At 47.7% G+C, this 18,618-nt stretch carries 17 protein-coding genes; 13 read left to right on the top strand and 4 right to left on the bottom strand.

Annotated features, from left to right (window positions below):
- Positions 1 to 180: 180 nt before the first annotated feature.
- Positions 181 to 1,659: a M28 family metallopeptidase gene (locus tag FSB75_RS09890; RefSeq protein ID WP_146786383.1), complete on the bottom strand. Its 1,479-nt coding sequence runs from the start codon at positions 1,657 to 1,659 to the stop codon at positions 181 to 183.
- A gap of 193 nt (positions 1,660 to 1,852) precedes the next feature.
- Here FSB75_RS09890 and FSB75_RS09895 point away from each other — a divergent pair, with 193 nt between their 5' ends.
- Complete coding sequence (locus FSB75_RS09895) at positions 1,853 to 2,515, top strand: tyrosine-type recombinase/integrase (protein ID WP_146786388.1); 663 nt, start codon at positions 1,853 to 1,855, stop codon at positions 2,513 to 2,515.
- 231 nt (positions 2,516 to 2,746) lie between these two features.
- Complete coding sequence (locus FSB75_RS09900; RefSeq protein ID WP_146786391.1) at positions 2,747 to 3,304, top strand: hypothetical protein; 558 nt, start codon at positions 2,747 to 2,749, stop codon at positions 3,302 to 3,304.
- Between the two features lie 291 nt (positions 3,305 to 3,595).
- Here FSB75_RS09900 and FSB75_RS09905 read toward each other — a convergent pair whose 3' ends face one another.
- A complete protein-coding gene (locus FSB75_RS09905) occupies positions 3,596 to 6,649 on the bottom strand; it encodes a ligand-binding sensor domain-containing protein (RefSeq protein WP_172623112.1) in 3,054 nt (1,017 codons plus the stop codon).
- Between the two features lie 295 nt (positions 6,650 to 6,944).
- Between FSB75_RS09905 and FSB75_RS09910 the strand changes: the two genes are divergently transcribed.
- The 10 genes from FSB75_RS09910 to FSB75_RS09955 all read left to right on the top strand — a co-directional run bounded on the left by FSB75_RS09910 (position 6,945) and on the right by FSB75_RS09955 (position 14,621).
- The gene (locus FSB75_RS09910) at positions 6,945 to 7,730 is read left to right on the top strand and encodes a hypothetical protein (RefSeq protein WP_146786396.1); all 786 of its coding nucleotides are present in this window, start codon (positions 6,945 to 6,947) and stop codon (positions 7,728 to 7,730) included.
- A 356-nt stretch (positions 7,731 to 8,086) separates the two neighbouring features.
- Positions 8,087 to 8,881 carry a thymidylate synthase gene (locus FSB75_RS09915; RefSeq protein ID WP_146786399.1) on the top strand — a complete coding sequence of 265 codons (795 nt, stop codon included), beginning with the start codon at positions 8,087 to 8,089 and terminating at the stop codon, positions 8,879 to 8,881.
- A 37-nt stretch (positions 8,882 to 8,918) separates the two neighbouring features.
- Entirely contained in the window at positions 8,919 to 9,284 is a 366-nt protein-coding gene (locus FSB75_RS09920) for a four helix bundle protein (RefSeq protein ID WP_146786403.1), read from the top strand.
- 35 nt (positions 9,285 to 9,319) lie between these two features.
- Positions 9,320 to 9,814 (top strand): dihydrofolate reductase, encoded by a 495-nt coding sequence (locus tag FSB75_RS09925; RefSeq protein WP_146786406.1) that lies wholly within the window; start codon positions 9,320 to 9,322, stop codon positions 9,812 to 9,814.
- 73 nt (positions 9,815 to 9,887) lie between these two features.
- Positions 9,888 to 10,685 carry an O-methyltransferase gene (locus FSB75_RS09930; protein WP_146786409.1) on the top strand — a complete coding sequence of 266 codons (798 nt, stop codon included), beginning with the start codon at positions 9,888 to 9,890 and terminating at the stop codon, positions 10,683 to 10,685.
- A gap of 30 nt (positions 10,686 to 10,715) precedes the next feature.
- The gene (locus FSB75_RS09935) at positions 10,716 to 11,864 is read left to right on the top strand and encodes a Re/Si-specific NAD(P)(+) transhydrogenase subunit alpha (RefSeq protein ID WP_146786413.1); all 1,149 of its coding nucleotides are present in this window, start codon (positions 10,716 to 10,718) and stop codon (positions 11,862 to 11,864) included.
- Between the two features lie 6 nt (positions 11,865 to 11,870).
- Positions 11,871 to 12,182 (top strand): NAD(P) transhydrogenase subunit alpha, encoded by a 312-nt coding sequence (locus tag FSB75_RS09940; RefSeq protein WP_146786416.1) that lies wholly within the window; start codon positions 11,871 to 11,873, stop codon positions 12,180 to 12,182.
- 6 nt (positions 12,183 to 12,188) lie between these two features.
- Positions 12,189 to 13,649 (top strand): NAD(P)(+) transhydrogenase (Re/Si-specific) subunit beta, encoded by a 1,461-nt coding sequence (locus tag FSB75_RS09945; RefSeq protein WP_146786419.1) that lies wholly within the window; start codon positions 12,189 to 12,191, stop codon positions 13,647 to 13,649.
- 152 nt (positions 13,650 to 13,801) lie between these two features.
- A complete protein-coding gene (locus FSB75_RS09950; protein WP_227990898.1) occupies positions 13,802 to 14,332 on the top strand; it encodes an acyl-CoA thioesterase in 531 nt (176 codons plus the stop codon).
- A gap of 1 nt (position 14,333) precedes the next feature.
- The gene (locus FSB75_RS09955; RefSeq protein ID WP_146786423.1) at positions 14,334 to 14,621 is read left to right on the top strand and encodes a DUF1330 domain-containing protein; all 288 of its coding nucleotides are present in this window, start codon (positions 14,334 to 14,336) and stop codon (positions 14,619 to 14,621) included.
- Between the two features lie 141 nt (positions 14,622 to 14,762).
- Here FSB75_RS09955 and FSB75_RS09960 read toward each other — a convergent pair whose 3' ends face one another.
- Complete coding sequence (locus FSB75_RS09960) at positions 14,763 to 15,536, bottom strand: lysophospholipid acyltransferase family protein (RefSeq protein ID WP_146786426.1); 774 nt, start codon at positions 15,534 to 15,536, stop codon at positions 14,763 to 14,765.
- Between the two features lie 116 nt (positions 15,537 to 15,652).
- On the opposite strand from FSB75_RS09960, the gene FSB75_RS09965 reads away from it, so the two are divergent.
- Entirely contained in the window at positions 15,653 to 16,372 is a 720-nt protein-coding gene (locus FSB75_RS09965; protein ID WP_172623113.1) for an SIMPL domain-containing protein, read from the top strand.
- Between the two features lie 158 nt (positions 16,373 to 16,530).
- Here the strand turns inward: FSB75_RS09965 and rpsA are convergent, their stop codons facing one another.
- Positions 16,531 to 18,567 carry a 30S ribosomal protein S1 gene (gene rpsA, locus FSB75_RS09970; RefSeq protein WP_227990900.1) on the bottom strand — a complete coding sequence of 679 codons (2,037 nt, stop codon included), beginning with the start codon at positions 18,565 to 18,567 and terminating at the stop codon, positions 16,531 to 16,533.
- Positions 18,568 to 18,618 lie beyond the last annotated feature (51 nt).

Below are 18,618 nucleotides of genomic sequence, written 5' to 3' on the forward strand. Positions count from 1 at the left end.
AATTAGTTTCCTCGTCGCAGTTTCGCAAGCCTGAATGATTCGCAGGTAAAGTTGCGGCAAATTATTTCAACGATTGCGGGCCGGCTGCAAGAGAAACCTCTTCTGTACAACACATTATTCGCTGCACGCAAGTTCCGCTTAATCTCTTTTTTTACAACGCTCAATCGTTTGCGCAAATTCTTACCGTTCCAACTTAAAAGCCGGGTCAAGTGCCGGACGTTTTTGTGCGTTGGCAACTTTCCAGCCGGTGCGGTACATCCACTCGGTCATCCGCTTTAGTTTTTTAATGTCAATAAGCTGCGGCTCGTCCATCGGCGTGTGATAATCGGGGTGCAACAACGTTGTGTAAAACAAAGCCGGGTAACCGGCGCGGGCATAAGGCAAGTGATCGCTGCGAAAATACCAGCCTTCCACATGCGTTGGTTTGTCCCACAAAGTATCGAGCTTAAAACGCGGCCCTTCGTTGTTTGCCTGCAGGGCCATCGCAACGAGTTCGGGTGAATTCCGGTGCGGCGCTTGCATGCCCAACAAAGCCGCGCTGTCTGGATTGTTCCGCCCAATCATGTCGCCGTTCAACACTGCTACAATTGAATTTTTGTCAACCGTGGGATGACTTGCGTACCACCGCGAACCGAGCAAGCCTCTCTCCTCCGCGCCGTGCCATACAAACAAGGCCGAACGCCTGCCCGGTTGTTGCCTGAACGCACGGGCAATGGCCAGCAAAGCCACGCTTACCGATGCGTTATCGTCCGCACCGTTGTAGATGGAATCGGTGCCGTAAGGCTGCCGCACGCCGTCGTGGTCCTGGTGGCCGCTGAACAAAACGTATTCTTTTGAAAGCTGCGCATCGGTGCCTTTTATTTCGGCCACAATGTTTACCGAAGGATAATCAAAACGCTCAACGGTGATGCTTGCGGTTAGCTGAGCGCCTTTTGCCTTTAACCAATCGGTTGCGCTTGCGTGAACCCAAAGCACCGGTGTTTTTGCTGTGGCGACGGCATTGGGTCCGCCTTCAATATCGTATGTGCCGCGGGTAAGTGCGGGCAACACCGCAGGCCAGCTTTTCTCACCCATTTCGTCTGCAATAAAAATGATAGCCGCCGCGCCTTTTTGCAACAGGCTTGCGTACTTGCGCAACACATAACCGGGATAACGCCGCTCGGGCAGAGAAACATTTAAATTAATGCCGTCGGGTGATGCAAGAATAACGACGGCCTTGCCTTTTACATCGGCATTTTCTGCCTCCGCGCTTGTTGTGTTGCCCAGGAAAAGCACCGGCGCTGAAACCGCGGCCGGAGCCGTTTGCGCCACCAACACGTCGTTCCAAAGTGCAAGCTCGTGATCGTTGACCGCAATCTTGCTGGCGTTGCTCACACGGTTGCGCTTCATGGAAAAAAACTGAAAGAACGTACCGTCATCACCGGCAGGTTTTAAGCCAAGTGCTTGCAGTTTATTCGCCCACCAAACCGAAACTTTTAATTCGTCGAGCGTGCCGGCTTCGCGGCCGCGAAAATGATCGGAAGCCATCTCGAAGATGTCGGTCTTTAAATCGGATTCTTTGATGGCGGATGTGAGCGGAGCTCTTGGTTTTGCGTTCTGACCGATGGCACCTTTTGCAAACAGACCTGCGAGTATAAAAACAAGAACAAACTTTTGCATGTGTAGAAGTTTAAGCGGCGTGCAACAAAAATAGGTGCGGGAAGCAGAGTAAACGTTTGCAAGGCCGTGCTGGGAAATGAAAGCAATATTTTATTAAATGGGAGAATCGTTGCAGGCGCAGACACACAACCATTCTTCTTCAACCAAAACTTTTTCATGTACGCTGTTATTTTAAACGCTTTCGGAAAACACCTTGCACAGCCGCATCAATGCCATCAAATTCTATTTTGAGCAGGTGTTGGGGCGGGAAAAGTTTTTTTGGGAGATACCGCGGCCGAAGAAGCATTTGCAAATTCCGAAAGTGCTAAGTGAGGCTGAGTTGCGAAAACTGTTTGCGGCGCTCCAAAACAATAAGCACAAGGCAATTTTATTTACTGCTTACAGCGCCGGACTACGGGTAAGCGAAGTCGTCGGGTTGCAGATCAAACATATTGACAGCAACCGCATGCAAATTTTTGTAGAAAAGTCAAAAGGAAAGAAAGACCGTGTTGTGATGTTAAGCCCCTTGCTTCTTGATGTTTTGCGGGCTTACCTGAAAGAGTGCGTCCCGCGTCCGTCCACCTTTCTTTTTGAAGGTTACACCGCAAACACGCCTTATAGCGCAAAGAGTGCCCAGCGGATATTTCAGATGGCGAGACAAAGGGCAGGGATTAATAAGGCCGTCAGCTTTCACAGTTTGCGCCACAGTTTTGCCACGCATTTGCTGGAGAAGGGCGTGGCCATTCATTTCATTCAGGATTTATTGGGTCATTTCAGCATTAAAACAACCGCTCGGTATTTGCACGTAACGAAAGAGAAGCTGGTGAATATCCTCAGTCCTTTGGATGATTTGTGGAAAGACCAGCGTGAAATTTAGTTTCATTGCCGACATTTCGCGGGTTGTATTGCCGACATTGGGTTTTCGCGGTTGCCTTTTGCTTCCCGTTGATTTTGAAGGACTTAATTTTTTGGAAGAAAGGAAGATGTCGGCTAATATTGTGTTGGTGGTAATGCTATGACAACATTCCATTCTATCATTTTGACAATTTTCTTTTCTGCTTCTTTAATAAGTTGTGGGCAGACTAATAATGGCAAATCATTTCGAACGATGACACAGAAGAATTATTTCGATAGCAGTAATCAAGTTTTCATCAAACTGTATAAAAAGCACGACTCAACCTATCTATACTGGGAAACATGGAATGTGGATGATAAAAATGCTACAGTACATTTGGGACAACTTGGTAGTTTAGGTGAGCAAGAAAATGTTGGTGCTGCATCATATTCGGAATTTAAAGACAAAATAAATTCTTTGATTGCTGACAAACTAAATGAAGGATATGCCGAAATCCCTTTGGAAAAACAATTTACAGTTGCGGTCACCTTTAAACTTAAAACATGGGGCACAACAGAAGATCTTGATAGACGTGAACAAGTACGAAACATCTTGACGGAGCATCTTGGCTGGACTGGAAACGGACGCTGCGACGATGGCGATATTGGCAGCGGAGAAATGACACTTTACGCAGACGTGGTTGACCCATTCGTTGCGGTAAAGACAATTCCAAAAGAATTTAAAGCCAAAAAGGTGACAGAAGAATATTATTTTACAATTATGCAGGGTGACACGACAATAGCTGAAAAAATTATCCCTTCTAAAGAATAAGCACTACCACCAACATTGCATTGGCGCATACGGCGGGGCGATGTGCAAGTAATCAGCTATAAATCGCTTATCATCACCTGTCCGGTCAGACCGAATTCTAATAAGCATTTGAATAAAATTTTTACATTAGTTCTTTAATAAGCATCGGTTGTGGGCAAACGAATAAAAAATTCCGCCACATCGCCAATGCTTCAACGTTAGCTTCACCTCCAATCAAAAATCTTTTTAGCTGCTTAAAGTACTCAAGTAACAGTCCTTTCGTGTCGCGACCAATTCAATACGTCAAAACCATTAGCCCAACGGCAACTGCAGCAAAAACATGCTGCGGCTTTTGTGCAATTGCACATCGAGTTTTGCCCGCAAAGCCTGTATGCGCACTTCCATGTCGTGGCGCTGCAAAAGGTTGTTGAGCTGCTGCATGTCGCAGCCTTCGTTGGCAAATTCAATGGAGAAAAAAAGTTTGTTCCGCTCGGCCGTGAGGTGCACAATGCAATGCGGCGTACCGGCTTCCACCAAACTGCGCAAGCCTTCTTTAAACAACAAAAACGCTTCGTGCCGCAGTTTCATGTTCAGCTCCAGCTTTTCTACTTTTTTGTCAATGAGCAATTCAATCAACGTGCCGTGACGCTGCATCAGCGCATCGGCAAATTCGCGGATGCGGCTCACGGTTTTTTTCATCGAATCGTTCTCGGGATCGAGGCTCCACAGCATGTCGTCAAGCGCAATGATCATGTTGTGGCTTTTGGTGTGAATCTGTTCCAGGTATTCCTTTGCTTTTTGCGGTTCGCGGTCGGATTTGAGGCGGGCAATCTCACTTAAAATATTGATGTTGTTGAGTGCCGTGTTTACCTCTTCGTGCAGGTTGGCCGCGATGTCGGTCCGCACTTTCTGCATGCTTTCTTTTCGCTTGCTGCGCTGTCGGTCGAGCCACCAAAGCTCAATGACGAAAGCAAGGGCCACCAGGGTATAAAACCACCAGGTTTGGTACCAGGGCGGCTTCACCTGAATGCGCAATTCGGTTACGCCTGCCGGCTGGCCGTCGGGTTTGTAAGCACGCAGCAGCAAACGGTAATGTCCCGGCGGCAGGTACGGATAAGTCACCTTGTTGTCGGCATCGGCAAAGCGCCAGTCGTTGTCAATGTTTTCCATTTTGTATTGAATGGGATACAGGGCGTTGTATTGCAAGGACGAAAACTCAACGGCCAGGGCGTTGTTCTTTGCGGTGAGCAAAAGTTGTTTCAATTGCAGCACCGAATCTACCGGAAGTTCCTGCGGGCCGACTTGCAAAGAAGTGATTCGAATGGAAGGGGCGGCAGCCATGGCCCCGGCCACTTTCGGGTCAAAAGCAACAAAGGAATTGTTGGTGCCGAACAACAAGCGTCCGTCGCGCAGGCGATAGGAAGAACCCAAAACAAATTGGTCGTTCAAAATTCCGTCCTGCCGGTTAAACACCATTGCCGTTTTGTTGGTAGGATGAATGCGGTAAAGCGCACCGGTCGTGCTTATCCAAATGAAGCCGTCGTCGTCTTTTTCCATCGCCGAAATTGTGCCCGCCACGCTGCCGGTAATTCTTCGCACCCGAAGCGTGGCCGTGTTGCGGTTGTAACTGTACAAGCGGCTGTCGTCGGCCACAAAAACAAGGCTGTCGTTGTATTCCAACAAACAGGTAACGCTGCAGCCCGGCGCGGCATCGTTGCCGTTAATGCCAACGTAGTAATGGTGCAAGAGTCTTGCGCTGGCCGCATCGTACACGTACAATCCTTTGTCGCTTGTGCCCACCCATACCAGGCCTTTGCTGTCGGCCATAAGCTTGTTGATCAAACTCGTGCCCACTTCGCCAACGCGAACCACAGAGTCCTTGCCCTCACGCTTGGGCTGCACGCACCGAAAGAGACCGAAGTTGTGCGTACCCAACCACAGCGTGCCGGTTTTGTCCTCGGCAATTTGCCGTACGGTGCGTTTTTCCATCACGGGTGGATCGTAGAAGCGGGCCGTTTGCGCCTGTTGATTGTATTGCCAAAAGCCCGGTTGGGCGCCCATCCATATTGAGTTGCTGTCGCCCGATGCGCACATGCTCCAGGCATAGGCATTGGCCAGCAGGAAAGGCATTTTTGCGGGGAGCGGAAGAGGCTTTAGGTCTTTTGTGTATTGAAACATGGCGTCTTCCCAGGTGCCTGATAAAACGCTGCCGTTTTTCAGTTGGATAAACGACATGACCGCACCGGTTCCGGTTTGGGCTTTTACAAAACGGCGCGGGTGCAGCACGTTGGTAAAGATTTGGGTGGACGGATTGAAGCGGTACAAGCCGTTGTTGTTGGTGCCGGCCCAAAGGTTTTTATCGCGGTCTTCGAACAACGCGGACAAGCCTTCGTATTTAATGCCGCTCTCGTCGCTTCCGCTGGGCTTGACAACGACGAAATCATTCACCTGTTCGTCAAAATAAGCCAGCGCATTGAGGCCCTTTATCCAGATGCGGCCGTCGCTTTGCTCCACAAATCCGTTTAATTCGTGGTAGGTGGGAATGCGTCCCCAAAAGTTTGAAATCTTTAGCGGCTCCGTTGGACGTTGCAGATTATACTGAACGTAAAGCGGGATGCCGGGCCCCCAGGTTACCGCCCACAAATGATTTTTCTTATCGAATAGCGGATGAAAAAAAATCATTTGCGTTCCCCAAAGTTCAATCGCGGGTTCGTGTTCTACGTTGTGCCCGTAATAACTTAAGTTACCTGTTTGACGGTTGTAAATGGCGATGCCGCCGCTTTGCAGACCAAGCCAATATTTTTGTGTTCCTGGCTGCTGTACCAAAGCAGTAACGCCCCAGGTTTTGGGCAGCGGAATAAAATTGGCTTCTTGCGAAAACTCGTTTTTCTTTTCATCGTATGCCAACAGCTCGCTGCCCAAGGTTAAAAGAAACAAATGCCCGTTCTCATCGGGTACAAACATGGTTTCGTTCGACAACATTTTTTCCGGATGCGCTGCGCGAACGGGTATCTGCCTGTATGTAAACCGGCTTTTGTCGAACTGAAAAAATTCAGCCTTGCCGGTGGCGCCCCACAGCACATCGTTCTTGTCAATAAACAAGCGTTGAATGACGTTAGAAGGGAGGCTGTTGGCGTTGCCCTCTTCGTGCCGGAAGGTGCGAAACCGCACGCCGTCGAACCGTTGCAGGCCGTTGCTGGTGGCAATCCACAAAAAGCCTTCGCGGTCTTGCTGCACCTTGTACAATTCGTTTGCGGCCAGTCCGTCTTTCGTTGAGTAATGTGTAAACACAAACGAAGAAGCGGATTGTGCGCTTCCTTTCAACCCAACACAAAGCAGCAAAAGAAAAAAGCAAACACGGTACAAGAAATAAATTTTAGGTCTTTCAAAAATAATTGTTTCGGTGTCGCCGCCTGCACAATTCATCCGGCGAAAACAACAGTTGATGCAGCCCTTTCAACAACCGGTTTTCAGCCGTGCGAAGTTGATTGCAAAAGGAGAAGAACAACAGACCGTTGCGAAGTAAAAAAGTTGATAACGCATTCCGAAACCCTGGGGCTTCAATTCATCCGTCTTTCCTTCCGTTTCATTTCAAGCGTCATTTTCTTCGGCTTTGCGGGGAGCCATCTTTGAGTCATCAAAACCAAAATCAGAAACCGATATGAAAAAAATTTTCCTCTTTGCCGCAGTTTCTTTAGCCGCTTTTAGTTCCTGCAAAAAAGACCACGAAAACAAACCTGCTGAAAAAATTTTTAAAGGCGATGCGCAAACTTTTCAGCACGGAAAAGCCTGGACCTGGTACGAAGCTGACGACAACAACAATCCCGTAAGAATTGCCATTGCAATGGACGATGCATCAATGGCAAGTTTGGATACGCTTACACCCGGCGCTCCCGGCCATCACCACGAAAATTCTTTGTCGTTAAAACTTCATCCCAAAGCCACCGGCGGCACACCGTTCACACACGTTCTACTGGATTGGAATCCTGCCGGCCACGAACCCGCCGGCGTTTACGACAAGCCGCATTTTGATTTTCATTTTTACATTCAACCCGAAGCAGAAAGGATTGCCATTCCGACCTACGACCTGGCGCAAGCTAAATTTGACAATGCGCCGGCACAAGGTTACATGCCGCCAACGTATATCAATCCCGGCGGCGGCGTTCCGCAAATGGGTGCGCATTGGCTTGACGTAACCACACCGGAAGTAAACGGCCAGCCTTTTACGCAAACTTTTCTAATGGGTTCGTACGACGGTAAAGTAACGTTTTGGGAACCGATGATTACACGAAAGTTCGTAGAAGCCAATCCCTCTTTTGAAAGAGCCATTCCACAACCCACGAAATACCAAAAGGCCGGCTGGTATCCTACCAAAATGCGCATTGCAAAACAGGACGGCACCACCAACATTATTCTCGAAGGATTTGTTCAACGGCAAGCATCTTAAAGACTAAAAACAGAGGTCAAAATCTGAAACCCCGGTCCCGTAAGACCGGAATGAAACAAAAATCGCCAGCCCCGTAAGGCTGAACCCGAAACCAAAACCCTGCTCCATCTCTGGCCCCGTAAGGCCTTTGATGAAATTACCCTACCAACTGCGAGAATCAAAGACAAACCCCGTAAGGTTTGCATCAATCAAAACCACACCCTGCGAATTTGCAAAGCAAGCCCCGTAAGGCTTGCTTTTTTTATTGAAATTTTCCGTACAGGTTTTGTGCGCCGGCAACGCAGTTTTGTTCAGGCGGCGAGCTTTGTCTAATTTTCCCGCCGATCCGGCCCATCACAAAAATTCCGGTTCAGACAATGCAACAGTACTTACAACTTCTTCAACATATTTTGGACAACGGCGTGCAAAAGAGCGACCGTACCGGCACGGGCACCATCAGCACGTTTGGTTATCAAATGCGCTTTGATTTAAGCCGGGGCTTCCCGCTTGTCACCACAAAAAAGGTTCACCTCAAAAGCATTATTTACGAACTGCTCTGGTTTTTAAAAGGTGAAACCAACATTGCTTATCTAAAAGAACACGGCGTAAGCATTTGGAACGAATGGGCCGATGCAAATGGAGAATTAGGACCTGTGTACGGCAAGCAATGGCGAAGCTGGGAAGGCGCAAACGGCGAAACAACTGACCAGATAAGCGACGTGATTAGCCAAATAAAAAAGAACCCCGACAGCCGGCGTTTGATTGTAAACGCCTGGAACGTGGCCGATTTGCCGAAGATGGCACTCATGCCCTGTCACACCATGTTTCAGTTTTATGTAGCGAACAACAAACTCAGTTGCCAATTGTATCAACGCAGCGCCGATGTGTTTTTGGGCGTACCGTTTAACATTGCGTCGTATGCTTTGCTGACGATGATGATGGCGCAGGTGTGCGATTTGGAAGCCGGTGATTTCATTCACACCTTTGGCGACGTGCACATTTACAACAATCATTTGGAACAGGTCCATACGCAGTTAAGCCGCACGCCTTTCCCTTTGCCAACCATGAAGCTAAATCCGAACGTGAAGAATATTTTTGATTTCAACTACGAAGATTTTACGCTGGAGAATTATGTTTCGCATCCCGCCATTAAAGCACCTGTTGCGGTATAAAAATGTAAAACGCAGAATGTAAAATCTAAAATGTAAAATGGAGGGACAGCGTAAATATGATTTAGAAGACCGGTTGGTGAAGTTTGCCATTCTTGCTTTAGAAGTTTGCGACTTGCTGCCCAACACGAAAGCAGGACAAAACCTCGAACATCAATTATCAAAAAGTGGTACAGTACCGGCTTTACTGTACGGCGAAGCACAAGGTGCAGAATCTCGCGCAGACTTTATACACAAGATGAAAATGCTGTTGAAAGAATTGCGTGAATCAAAAATCAACCTTCGAATCATTATCGAAAAGCCACTGATAGCTCACGAGAAAGTAAACACAACGTTGCAAGAGTGCAACGAGCTTATCGGCATTTTTACGGCAAGCATACAAACGGCCAAAAGCAATAAAGTTTGACAGTTTTAGATTTTACATTCTACATTTTACATTTCATGCTCATCTCTCTTTTGGTAGCGGCTTCAGAAAACAACGTCATCGGCAAAGACAACAAGCTTCCCTGGCACCTGCCTGATGATTTAAAGTATTTCAAAAATCTCACGTGGGCCATGCCTATTTTAATGGGACGAAAAACATTTGATTCCATTGGCAAGCCACTGCCCGGAAGAAAAAGCATTGTCATCACACGAAACAACGATTGGGGCCACGAAGGCGTGGACGTGGTTCACTCAATAGAAGCAGCGGTTGAAAAAGCAAAGGAATACGGCGCGAAAGAAATTTTTGTGATTGGCGGCGCGGAGATTTTTAAAACATCGTTGCCAAATGCAAACAGAATTTATTTAACACGCATTCATCATCCATTTGACGGCGATGTTTTTTTCCCGGTAATTAACGAAAAAGAATGGACGCTTGTGTCGAAACGTTACTGCGAAAAAGACGCAAAGAATGCGTACGACCATACGTACCAGGTTTGGGAAAGGAAAATGTAAAAAGAAAGACCGTTGCAGAGAGACCCATAGTTTTACATTCTGAATTTTACATTTTCCATTTTACATTTCCATCGTGTATTCGTCTTTTCAATTAGCGAAAAAATATTTCCATTATTCCCTCACGGCTTACAACGGCAAAGGCCACGGTATGCATTCGCCGTTTGTATTTCAGTTCATTCTTCACGTGCTGAACAACAAGTCGGGCTATCAACCGCCAACTAAAATTGAAGCGCTTCGCAAAGAACTTTTAGCGGACAAGCGTGTGTTGCAAATTGAAGATTTGGGTGCGGGTTCAAGAACGGCGGTCACGAAACAACGAAGCGTTCAGCAAATTGCCGCCTCGGCACTCAAGTCAAAAAAATACGCACGGCTTTTGTTCCGGCTGACGAAGCACTACCGGCCAAAAACAATTCTCGAACTGGGAACTTCACTGGGCCTTACAACGGCGTACTTCGCAATGGCAAATCCCGAGGCCAACATCATCACCATCGAAGGCAGCAAAGCAATCGCTCAAATCGTGCAGGAAAATTTCAAACGCTTAGGCTTAGAAAATATTGAATTACAGAACGGAAATTTTGATGAGCTACTGTCATCAGTCATCAGTCATCAGTCATCAATAGACCTTGCTTACATTGACGGCAACCACCGTTATGAACCCACGCTGCGTTATTTTCATCAACTTGTTTCCAACACTCACAACGATTCTATCCTTGTTTTCGACGACGTCCATTGGAGCGAAGAAATGGAAAAAGCCTGGGCCGAAATCAAGGCGCATCCCGCTGTGCAATGCACGGTGGACGTGTTCTTTTTGGGCTTTGTTTTCTTTCGCAAAGAGTTCAAAGCAAAGCAGCATTTCACCGTTCGTTTTTGAGCGTACCGCATTTTGCAATAATTTGGCCGCATGATTGTCGGTCTCCTGAAAGAACCACCAACCGAAACAAGGGTTTCGCTTTTACCCGAAGGTGTTTCGGCTCTAACCAAAAAAGGCATCCAGGTAATTGTAGAAACCGGTGCGGGTTTAAAAGCATCGGCCACTAACGCAGATTACGAAAAAGCCGGCGCAAAGGCCGGAAGTGCCGAAGACGTGATTGCGGCAAGCGACGTGATTCTCTCCATTCATCCGCCCGATGCAAGGCTTAAAATACCGGCCGGAAAAATTCTCCTTGGCGTTTACCAGGTTCTGTACAACTCAGACCGGGTGCAGCAATGGACGCAAGACGGCCTGACGGTTTTCAGTCTTGAAATGCTTCCACGCACCACCCGTGCACAAAGCATGGACGTTTTGAGTTCGCAGGCAAACATTGCGGGATACAAAGCTGTGTTGTTGGCCGCCAACCTTTATCCGCGCTACTTTCCCATGTTTATGACCGCAGCGGGCAGCATTGCGCCGGCTAAAGTTCTGATTCTGGGTGCAGGCGTTGCCGGTTTGCAAGCTATTGCTACGGCTCGTCGCTTGGGTGCTGTGGTGGAAGTGTTTGATACAAGGCCTGCCGTAAAAGAAGAAGTGCAAAGTCTCGGCGCAAAATTTATTGAAGTAGAAGGTGCGGCCGATGCATCGAAGGCCGGCGGCTATGCCGTTGAGCAAACCGAGGAATACAAACAAAAGCAGCAGCAACGCATTAAAGAAAGCATTGCCAAAGCAGACATTGTAATCACTACGGCGCAGATTCCCGGCAAGAAGGCGCCGATACTTATTACCGAAGAAATGTTGGACGGAATGCGCAACGGTTCAATCGTCATTGATCTTGCGGCAGCCACGGGTGGAAACACGCCGTTTACCAAAAACAACGAAAGCGTTGTACGAAATGGCGTCACCATTGTAGGGAACAGCAACCTGCAGGCAACTACGCCATCCGACGCCAGCAAATTGTACGGCAAGAACATTTTAAACTTTTTGGGCCTCATCACCACAAAAGAAGGGAGCCTCAATTTGAACTGGGATGACGATTTGGTAAAAGGCGCCTGCGTTGCACACAACGGACAAATCACAAACGAGAGAGTGCAACAACTCACGGGCAATCTCCAACCAACAACAATCAACAATCAATAAGCAACAATGGGAATACTGAACTGGATTGCGGGTAACGAACAAATCATTTACATCGTTATCCTGATGATTTTTGTGGGCATCGAAGTCATTGGCCGCGTACCAAGCGTTTTGCACACGCCGCTCATGAGCGGCGCCAACGCCATTCACGGCGTGGTTATTATTGGCGCCATCATCGTGATGGGCAAGGCCGAAAGCGACAATTACCTTGCGTTAATACTTGGCTTTCTTGCCGTGATATTGGGAACGCTGAACGTTGTCGGCGGCTTTGTGGTAACAGACCGCATGCTTGAAATGTTTAAATCCAAAAAGAAGAAATAACCGCACATGGAAATCAGCCTTCTCACTTTATTATACATCATTGCCTCCGTTACGTTCATCATTGGCTTAAAGATGCTTTCGCATCCGGAATCGGCACGAAAGGGAAACCTTGTGGCGGCTACCGGCATGACGCTGGCGATTCTCGGAACCATCTTTTTATACCGCGACGATGCCGGTAATCACCTGCACAATTATGCGTGGATCTTTGGTGGCATTGCTATTGGCGGCGTGATTGGAACCCTGGCCGCAAAAAAAGTAAAGATGACCGCGATGCCGGAAATGGTAAGCCTTTTCAACGGCATGGGCGGCGCTTGCGCGGCGTTGATTTCGTTGGTGGAGTTTGGACATCTTTCCAAAATTGCCGGAGGGTTCACAATGTATCCGCCACTTAGCGGCGTCGAAAACAATTTTGTACAAAACGTACCAACTGGCGAATTACTCATTATCCTCTTGGGTTTAATTATCGGTTCAATTTCATTTGCCGGCAGTATGATTGCATGGGGAAAACTGAACGGAAGGATCAAAGATTTTTCATTTAACGGCCAGCACATTTTCAACATTGTGTTATTACTTGTGATTGTTGGTTTGGCGGCTTACGTCATTGGATGGTTTCCGGAAAGCAGAAATATTTTATTCTACGCCGTTTTTGCATTGGCTTTACTTTACGGCGTTTTCTTCGTGCTGCCAATCGGCGGCGCCGACATGCCTGTCGTGATTTCTTTGCTCAACTCTTTTACCGGTGTGGCCGCGGCTTGCGGAGGCTTTTTATACAGTAACAAAGTGATGCTCACCGGCGGCATCCTTGTTGGCGCTGCGGGTACGTTGCTTACTATTCTGATGTGCAAAGCCATGAACCGCTCACTGGCAAATGTGTTAATCGGTTCCTTTGGCGGCGGGGCAAAAACAAGTGCCGGAGCTACAAATAAAGAGGCGGGAGCGTACAAAGAAATCAGTTTGGCCGATGCTGCGGTAGTAATGGCATACGCCAACAAAGTAATGATTGTTCCGGGTTATGGTTTGGCCGTGGCACAGGCGCAACACGCTTGCCACGAGTTGGAAAAATTATTAAACGAAAGAGGCGTTGAAGTAAAATATGCCATTCATCCCGTTGCGGGCCGTATGCCCGGACACATGAACGTACTGCTGGCCGAAGCGGACGTGAATTACGAAAAGCTGGAAGAAATGGAACAAGCCAACGAAGCATTTCCATCCACCGATGTTGTGCTCATTCTTGGTGCAAACGACGTGGTAAACCCGGCTGCCAAATCCGATCCTTCCTCTCCTATTTACGGCATGCCGATTCTTGACGTTGAAAATGCAAAAACGGTTATCGTGAACAAACGAAGCATGAAGCCTGGTTATGCGGGCATTGAAAACGATTTGTTCTTCCGCCCGAAAACCTCCATGTTGTTCGGCGATGCAAAAAAAGTGTTGCAGGATTTAATTGGTGAGATAAAAAACATTTAAGCGAAACTTTTGTCCGCTTTGAAAACTCAATCCTTTTGGGATTGAGTTTTTTCTTTTGTGTGCATTCCTGCGTTGCCACCATTGAGTTTGAGGTTTATAAAAATTCATTGCACAGCCCTTACGCCAGTTGTTCGGCGGTTACCTTTGCGCAAATGAAAAAAATGCAAGCGAGAAATCCATCGGACAGTTATACCATGATGACGGAAATCGTTCTTCCCAACGACACGAATGTGTTTGGCAATCTTATGGGTGGACGGTTGATGTACTGGATGGACATTGCCGCGGCCATTGCCGCGCAGCGGCATTGCAACGCACCGGTGGTTACGGCTTCGGTGGACAATATCTCCTTTGAAAACCCCATCAAGCTTGGCAACACGGTGCACATCGAGGCCAAAGTTTCCCGCGCCTTTAACACCTCAATGGAAGTGCATTTAAAAGTGTGGGGCGAGGACTTTACACAGCAATTCAAATACAAAAGCAACGAAGCCTATTACACTTTTGTAGCGCTTGACCCCAACCGAAGACCGCGGGTTGTACCGCCGTTAACACCCGAAACGGAAGAAGAGAAAAGGCTGTACGAAGGCGCTCTGCACCGCCGGCAGGTAAGGCTCATTTTGGGCGGCAAAATGAAACCCGATGAAGCCGCAGAATTAAAAGCATTGTTCTTTACCAAACACGATTAATATGGCAGCCTACATCATTGTTGAAGTGGATGTACACAATCCCAAAGAATACGAAGACTATAAAAAATTAACCACGGCTTCTCTATCGGGTTACAATGGAAAATTCATTGTACGCGGCGGTGCTACCGAAACACTGGAAGGCGGCTGGCAGGCCAAGCGCATTGTGGTGCTGGAATTTCCAAACAAAGAGTTGGCAAAGCAATGGTGGTCTTCGGAAGAATACGCACCGGCAAAAGCATTACGCCAAAAGAATGCAACAACAAAAATGATTTTGGTGGAAGGAGTGTAGAGATTGTTGGCTGTTGATAGTTGGTGGTTGGTTGAAGCAGCGATTGCAAAAAAAGCAAGAGTAAATTTTTCTTCTTTCAAAAATGTATTGCTTTAGTATTTCTTGTACAAACAACGATCAACTACCTACGGCCAACCGTACTTACGCAGCCTTTTCTTCTACCGTCTTCCAGTGGTGTGCGCCCTTCATCATGTACTCCTTGCTTTGTTCGATGGCGTCCATCACTTGCGCCAAAATATCCTCAGGTCTTGCTTCGTAATCTATTTGCAGTGCCGGCTTGAACGTTACGCTGAGCAAAGTGCCTTTCTTTTTAAACTTCAGTCCCTTTTTATTAAAGGCCCGCCAAAAGCCGCTGATGACAACAGGGATTACCGTGGGCTTGCAATGTTTGATGATGTAAGCCGTTCCTTTGCGTCCCGGCGCAAAAGGCTTTGTAGTGCCTTGCGGAAACGTGATGACCCAAGCATTGTTCAATGCCCGTTCAATTTTTCGGGTATCGCTTGGGTCGAGCCCGCGGCGGGCTTCGTTGCCGTCTTTCTTCCACGTGCGTTTAACGGTTAACGCTCCGGCAAGCGTGAACAAGCGGCTGATCCAACTGCTCTTCATTGTTTCCTCCGCGGCTACGTAATAAACTCTGGTAAACGGATTGAGCAAATAGTACGGCACCCCCAACTTGTTTCGCTTGCGCCATTTCACGGCGCAAAAAATGTGAAGAAAAGTGATGACATCGGCGAAATAAGTTTGGTGGTTGCTCACGAAAAGCACGTTCCTTTTCGGAAGATTTTCGATGTGTTCGGTGCCGCTGATTTTTAGTTTGTTTACAATGGCAAGTCCAGGATACGAAAAGACGCCTACCAATGCGTAAACGATTTTGCGCACCAGTTTGTATTCGGCTAACTTTTTCCAGATGTTCATGTGCAAGGCAATTGGTGTGCTAAAAGTACGTGTTTAGAAATTGTTAAGTCATGCACGATTCTATCTTTACCGTATGTAAGGGTTTTCCTTTTTTCATCTGCATAAAAATTAATGCCATGAAAACAATGTTTCTTTTTTTAGCGGGTTCGTTATTGACGTTAACGGGCTTTGCGCAGACTTATGCGAACAATCCTTACCCGCGCACAATTACCGCAAACGGCAGTGCCGAAATGGAAATCGTGCCGGATGAAATTTATGTGCAGGTTGTCTTGAAGGAGTACGACAAGAAGGGCAATGGAAAAATCACCATTGATAAAATCCGCCAGGATTTTTTAACAGCCGTTCGCTCGCTGGGCTTGCCCGAAGATGCCGTGAGCGTGTCCAATTACGATGCGTACAGCAATCCCTGGTTGCGCAAGAAAAACAAAAAGGAGGAATTGTATGCGACCATCACGTATCAAGTGAAGCTCCGCAACACAACGCAAGTGGATCAGTTGGTAGATAAGTTAGACGACAACGCTACGCAGAACTTTTACATCTCCCGTGTAACGCACAGCAAGATGGAAGAGTTCCGGAAAAACCTGAAAATTGAGGCCATTAAAAGCGCAAAAGAAAAAGCACAATACTTAGCCGATGCCGTGAACGAAAAAATTGGTGTGGCCATTACCATTAATGAACCGAACGAGTATTATCCGCAACCTATGTATAACGCAATGGCTTCAAACCGCATGATGAAAGCGGAGGCACAATCGGATGCTGCCCCGGAGCAACCACAAGCTGATTTCAAAAAGATCAAGATTAGGTACGAAGTAACGGTGGTGTTTGAATTGAAGTAAACCATTTTGTCTGAACAGGCTTGCCAAACATACAAGCGTGCCCTTCGACTTCGCTCAGGATGAACTTGCAAGGAAAGTTAAATGGATGGATGAACCTTTGGCCCATAAAAAAATCCCGTCATTGCTGACGGGATTTTCATTATAGAGAGATCGAAGAATTAGCTTCCTGCTTCGGGTGTATTCTCACCGGCGTTAGCAGCGTTGCCTTTCTCCTGTTGTTGTAACTTCTCTTTGATTTGTGCAAGCGCACCGAGGTTGCCAAGCGTTGGCTTCTCCACTTTTTGCTGGATGTTCTTCACCGCTTTGCGGGCTTGCTCATTCTGCGCACGGGCTTCTTTGCGGGCCGCGTCTTTTTCTTCAGCCTGCGACTGTTCCCAAATGCGTGCATGAGAAACCACGATGCGTTTTTCGTTGCGATCAAATTCAATCACCATGAACTCGGCGGTTTCGTCGGCGCCTACGCTCTTACCGTCTTCTTTTGCCAAGTGACGGTTGGGCGCAAACCCTTCAAGACCGTAAGGCAATTGCACGATGGCGCCTTTGTCGTCCTTGCGGATAACGGTTCCTTCGTGAATTGAACCCACAGCAAAGGTGTCTTGCAACGTGTTCCAGGGATCTTCTTCAAGTTGTTTATGACCGAGTTGCAATTTGCGGTTGTCTTTGTCAATACCCAGGATCACCACGTCAATGTTCTCACCAACTTTGGTAAACTCGTTCGGGTGATTGTAACGCTTCAACCAGCTCAGGTCAGAAATGTGAATCATACCGCCAATGCCTGCAGTCAGCTCAACAAACACACCGTACGGAGTAATGTTTTTCACCACACCGGTGTGACGGCTGCCTTCAGGGAATTTGGTTTCGATATCGCTCCACGGATCTTGTGAAAGCTGCTTGATAGACAAGCTCATTTTGCGGCTGCCTTTGTCAAGCGTCACAATCTTCGCGGTGTGCTCGTCGCCAAGCTTGAAGAATTCTTTCGCATTAATTGGCGTATTGGCCCAAGTGATTTCTGAAACGTGAACCAGGCCTTCTACACCCGGAAGAATTTCCAGGAAGGCGCCGTAGTCTTCAATGTTCACTACGCGGCCGGTAACAATTTCGCCTTCTTTAATATTCTCAGGCAGCACATCCCAGGGATGCGGCGTGAGTTGTTTCAAACCAAGAGAGATACGTTTTTTCTCGTCGTCGAAATCCAGAACCACCACGTTTACTTTTTGGTCCAGCTTCAATACCTCTGAAGGGTGGTTGATGCGGCCCCATGAAATATCGGTGATGTACAACAAACCGTCCAAGCCACCAAGGTCCATAAAAGCACCAAAGTCGGTGATGTTCTTCACCGTACCTTCCAATACTTGGCCTTTCTCGAGTTTGCCGATGATTTGTGCACGTTGTGCTTCGATGTCGCTTTCGATGAGTGCTTTGTGCGATACAACGGCGTTCTTGATGGCTTCGTTGATCTTTACCACTTTGAACTCCATTGTTTTGCCTACGAACTGGTCGTAGTCAGTTACAGGCTTCACGTCGATTTGTGAACCCGGCAGGAAGGTTTCCATACCGAACACGTCCACGATCAAGCCGCCTTTTGTTTTAGAGGTAACGGTACCGGTAACCACTTCGCCTGTTTTGTGAACTTCCACAATGCGCTCCCATGCACGGGTAATGCGGGCTTGCTTGCGGCTCAGGTTCAGGTTGCCGTCGCGGTCTTCTTTTTCTACCACCATCACTTCCACTTCATCGCCTACTTTTAGGCTTGGCGTGTCGCGGAATTCGTTGAGGGAAACGAGGCCGTCTGATTTAAAGCCAATGTTCAGCACCACGTCGGTTTTGGTGATGCCCACAACGGTTCCTTTGATCATCTCACCGTCGTTCAGTTGCACGAAGGTGTTTTCATAAACCTTGTCGTACTTTTCTTTTTCCTCGCGGGTGTAAGCGGCTACGTTGCGCTTGTCAATGCTCCAATCAAAATCGTCGTGAGCGGCCACGGTTTCTTGTACGGGCTCTTCCACTTTTACATTGGAAACAGGTTGAGCGGGTTGTTCTGTAGCTGCTTCGGTTTGAGCGACAGGTTGCTCGTTTGTTTGATCTGCGGCAGGGGCATTTGTTGTCGCTGCAGACTGCTCGGGTGCTGCATTTTGCGCAACCGGAGTCGTCTCCTGGCCTTCAGCGTTTGGGTTAACAATATTGTTGTCTTCCATGATAAACTCCCGATGGTTTTATTCGGGGCGGCGAAGATAAGAAAAACCGTT

Source organism: Flavisolibacter ginsenosidimutans (assembly GCF_007970805.1).
GTDB lineage: Bacteria > Bacteroidota > Bacteroidia > Chitinophagales > Chitinophagaceae > Flavisolibacter > Flavisolibacter ginsenosidimutans.

Excerpts from the sequence above, each read along its gene's own strand:
- FSB75_RS09890 (WP_146786383.1), bottom strand. The coding sequence starts at position 1,659 with ATGCAAAAGTTTGTTCTTGTTTTTATACTCGCAGGTCTGTTTGCAAAA.
- FSB75_RS09900 (WP_146786391.1), top strand. The coding sequence starts at position 2,747 with ATGACACAGAAGAATTATTTCGATAGCAGTAATCAAGTTTTCATCAAA.
- FSB75_RS09910 (WP_146786396.1), top strand. The coding sequence starts at position 6,945 with ATGAAAAAAATTTTCCTCTTTGCCGCAGTTTCTTTAGCCGCTTTTAGT.
- FSB75_RS09915 (WP_146786399.1), top strand. The coding sequence starts at position 8,087 with ATGCAACAGTACTTACAACTTCTTCAACATATTTTGGACAACGGCGTG.
- FSB75_RS09920 (WP_146786403.1), top strand. The coding sequence starts at position 8,919 with ATGGAGGGACAGCGTAAATATGATTTAGAAGACCGGTTGGTGAAGTTT.
- FSB75_RS09925 (WP_146786406.1), top strand. The coding sequence starts at position 9,320 with ATGCTCATCTCTCTTTTGGTAGCGGCTTCAGAAAACAACGTCATCGGC.
- FSB75_RS09935 (WP_146786413.1), top strand. The coding sequence starts at position 10,716 with ATGATTGTCGGTCTCCTGAAAGAACCACCAACCGAAACAAGGGTTTCG.
- FSB75_RS09940 (WP_146786416.1), top strand. The coding sequence starts at position 11,871 with ATGGGAATACTGAACTGGATTGCGGGTAACGAACAAATCATTTACATC.
- FSB75_RS09945 (WP_146786419.1), top strand. The coding sequence starts at position 12,189 with ATGGAAATCAGCCTTCTCACTTTATTATACATCATTGCCTCCGTTACG.
- FSB75_RS09950 (WP_227990898.1), top strand. The coding sequence starts at position 13,802 with ATGAAAAAAATGCAAGCGAGAAATCCATCGGACAGTTATACCATGATG.
- FSB75_RS09955 (WP_146786423.1), top strand. The coding sequence starts at position 14,334 with ATGGCAGCCTACATCATTGTTGAAGTGGATGTACACAATCCCAAAGAA.
- FSB75_RS09960 (WP_146786426.1), bottom strand. The coding sequence starts at position 15,536 with ATGAACATCTGGAAAAAGTTAGCCGAATACAAACTGGTGCGCAAAATC.
- FSB75_RS09965 (WP_172623113.1), top strand. The coding sequence starts at position 15,653 with ATGAAAACAATGTTTCTTTTTTTAGCGGGTTCGTTATTGACGTTAACG.
- rpsA (WP_227990900.1), bottom strand. The coding sequence starts at position 18,567 with ATGGAAGACAACAATATTGTTAACCCAAACGCTGAAGGCCAGGAGACG.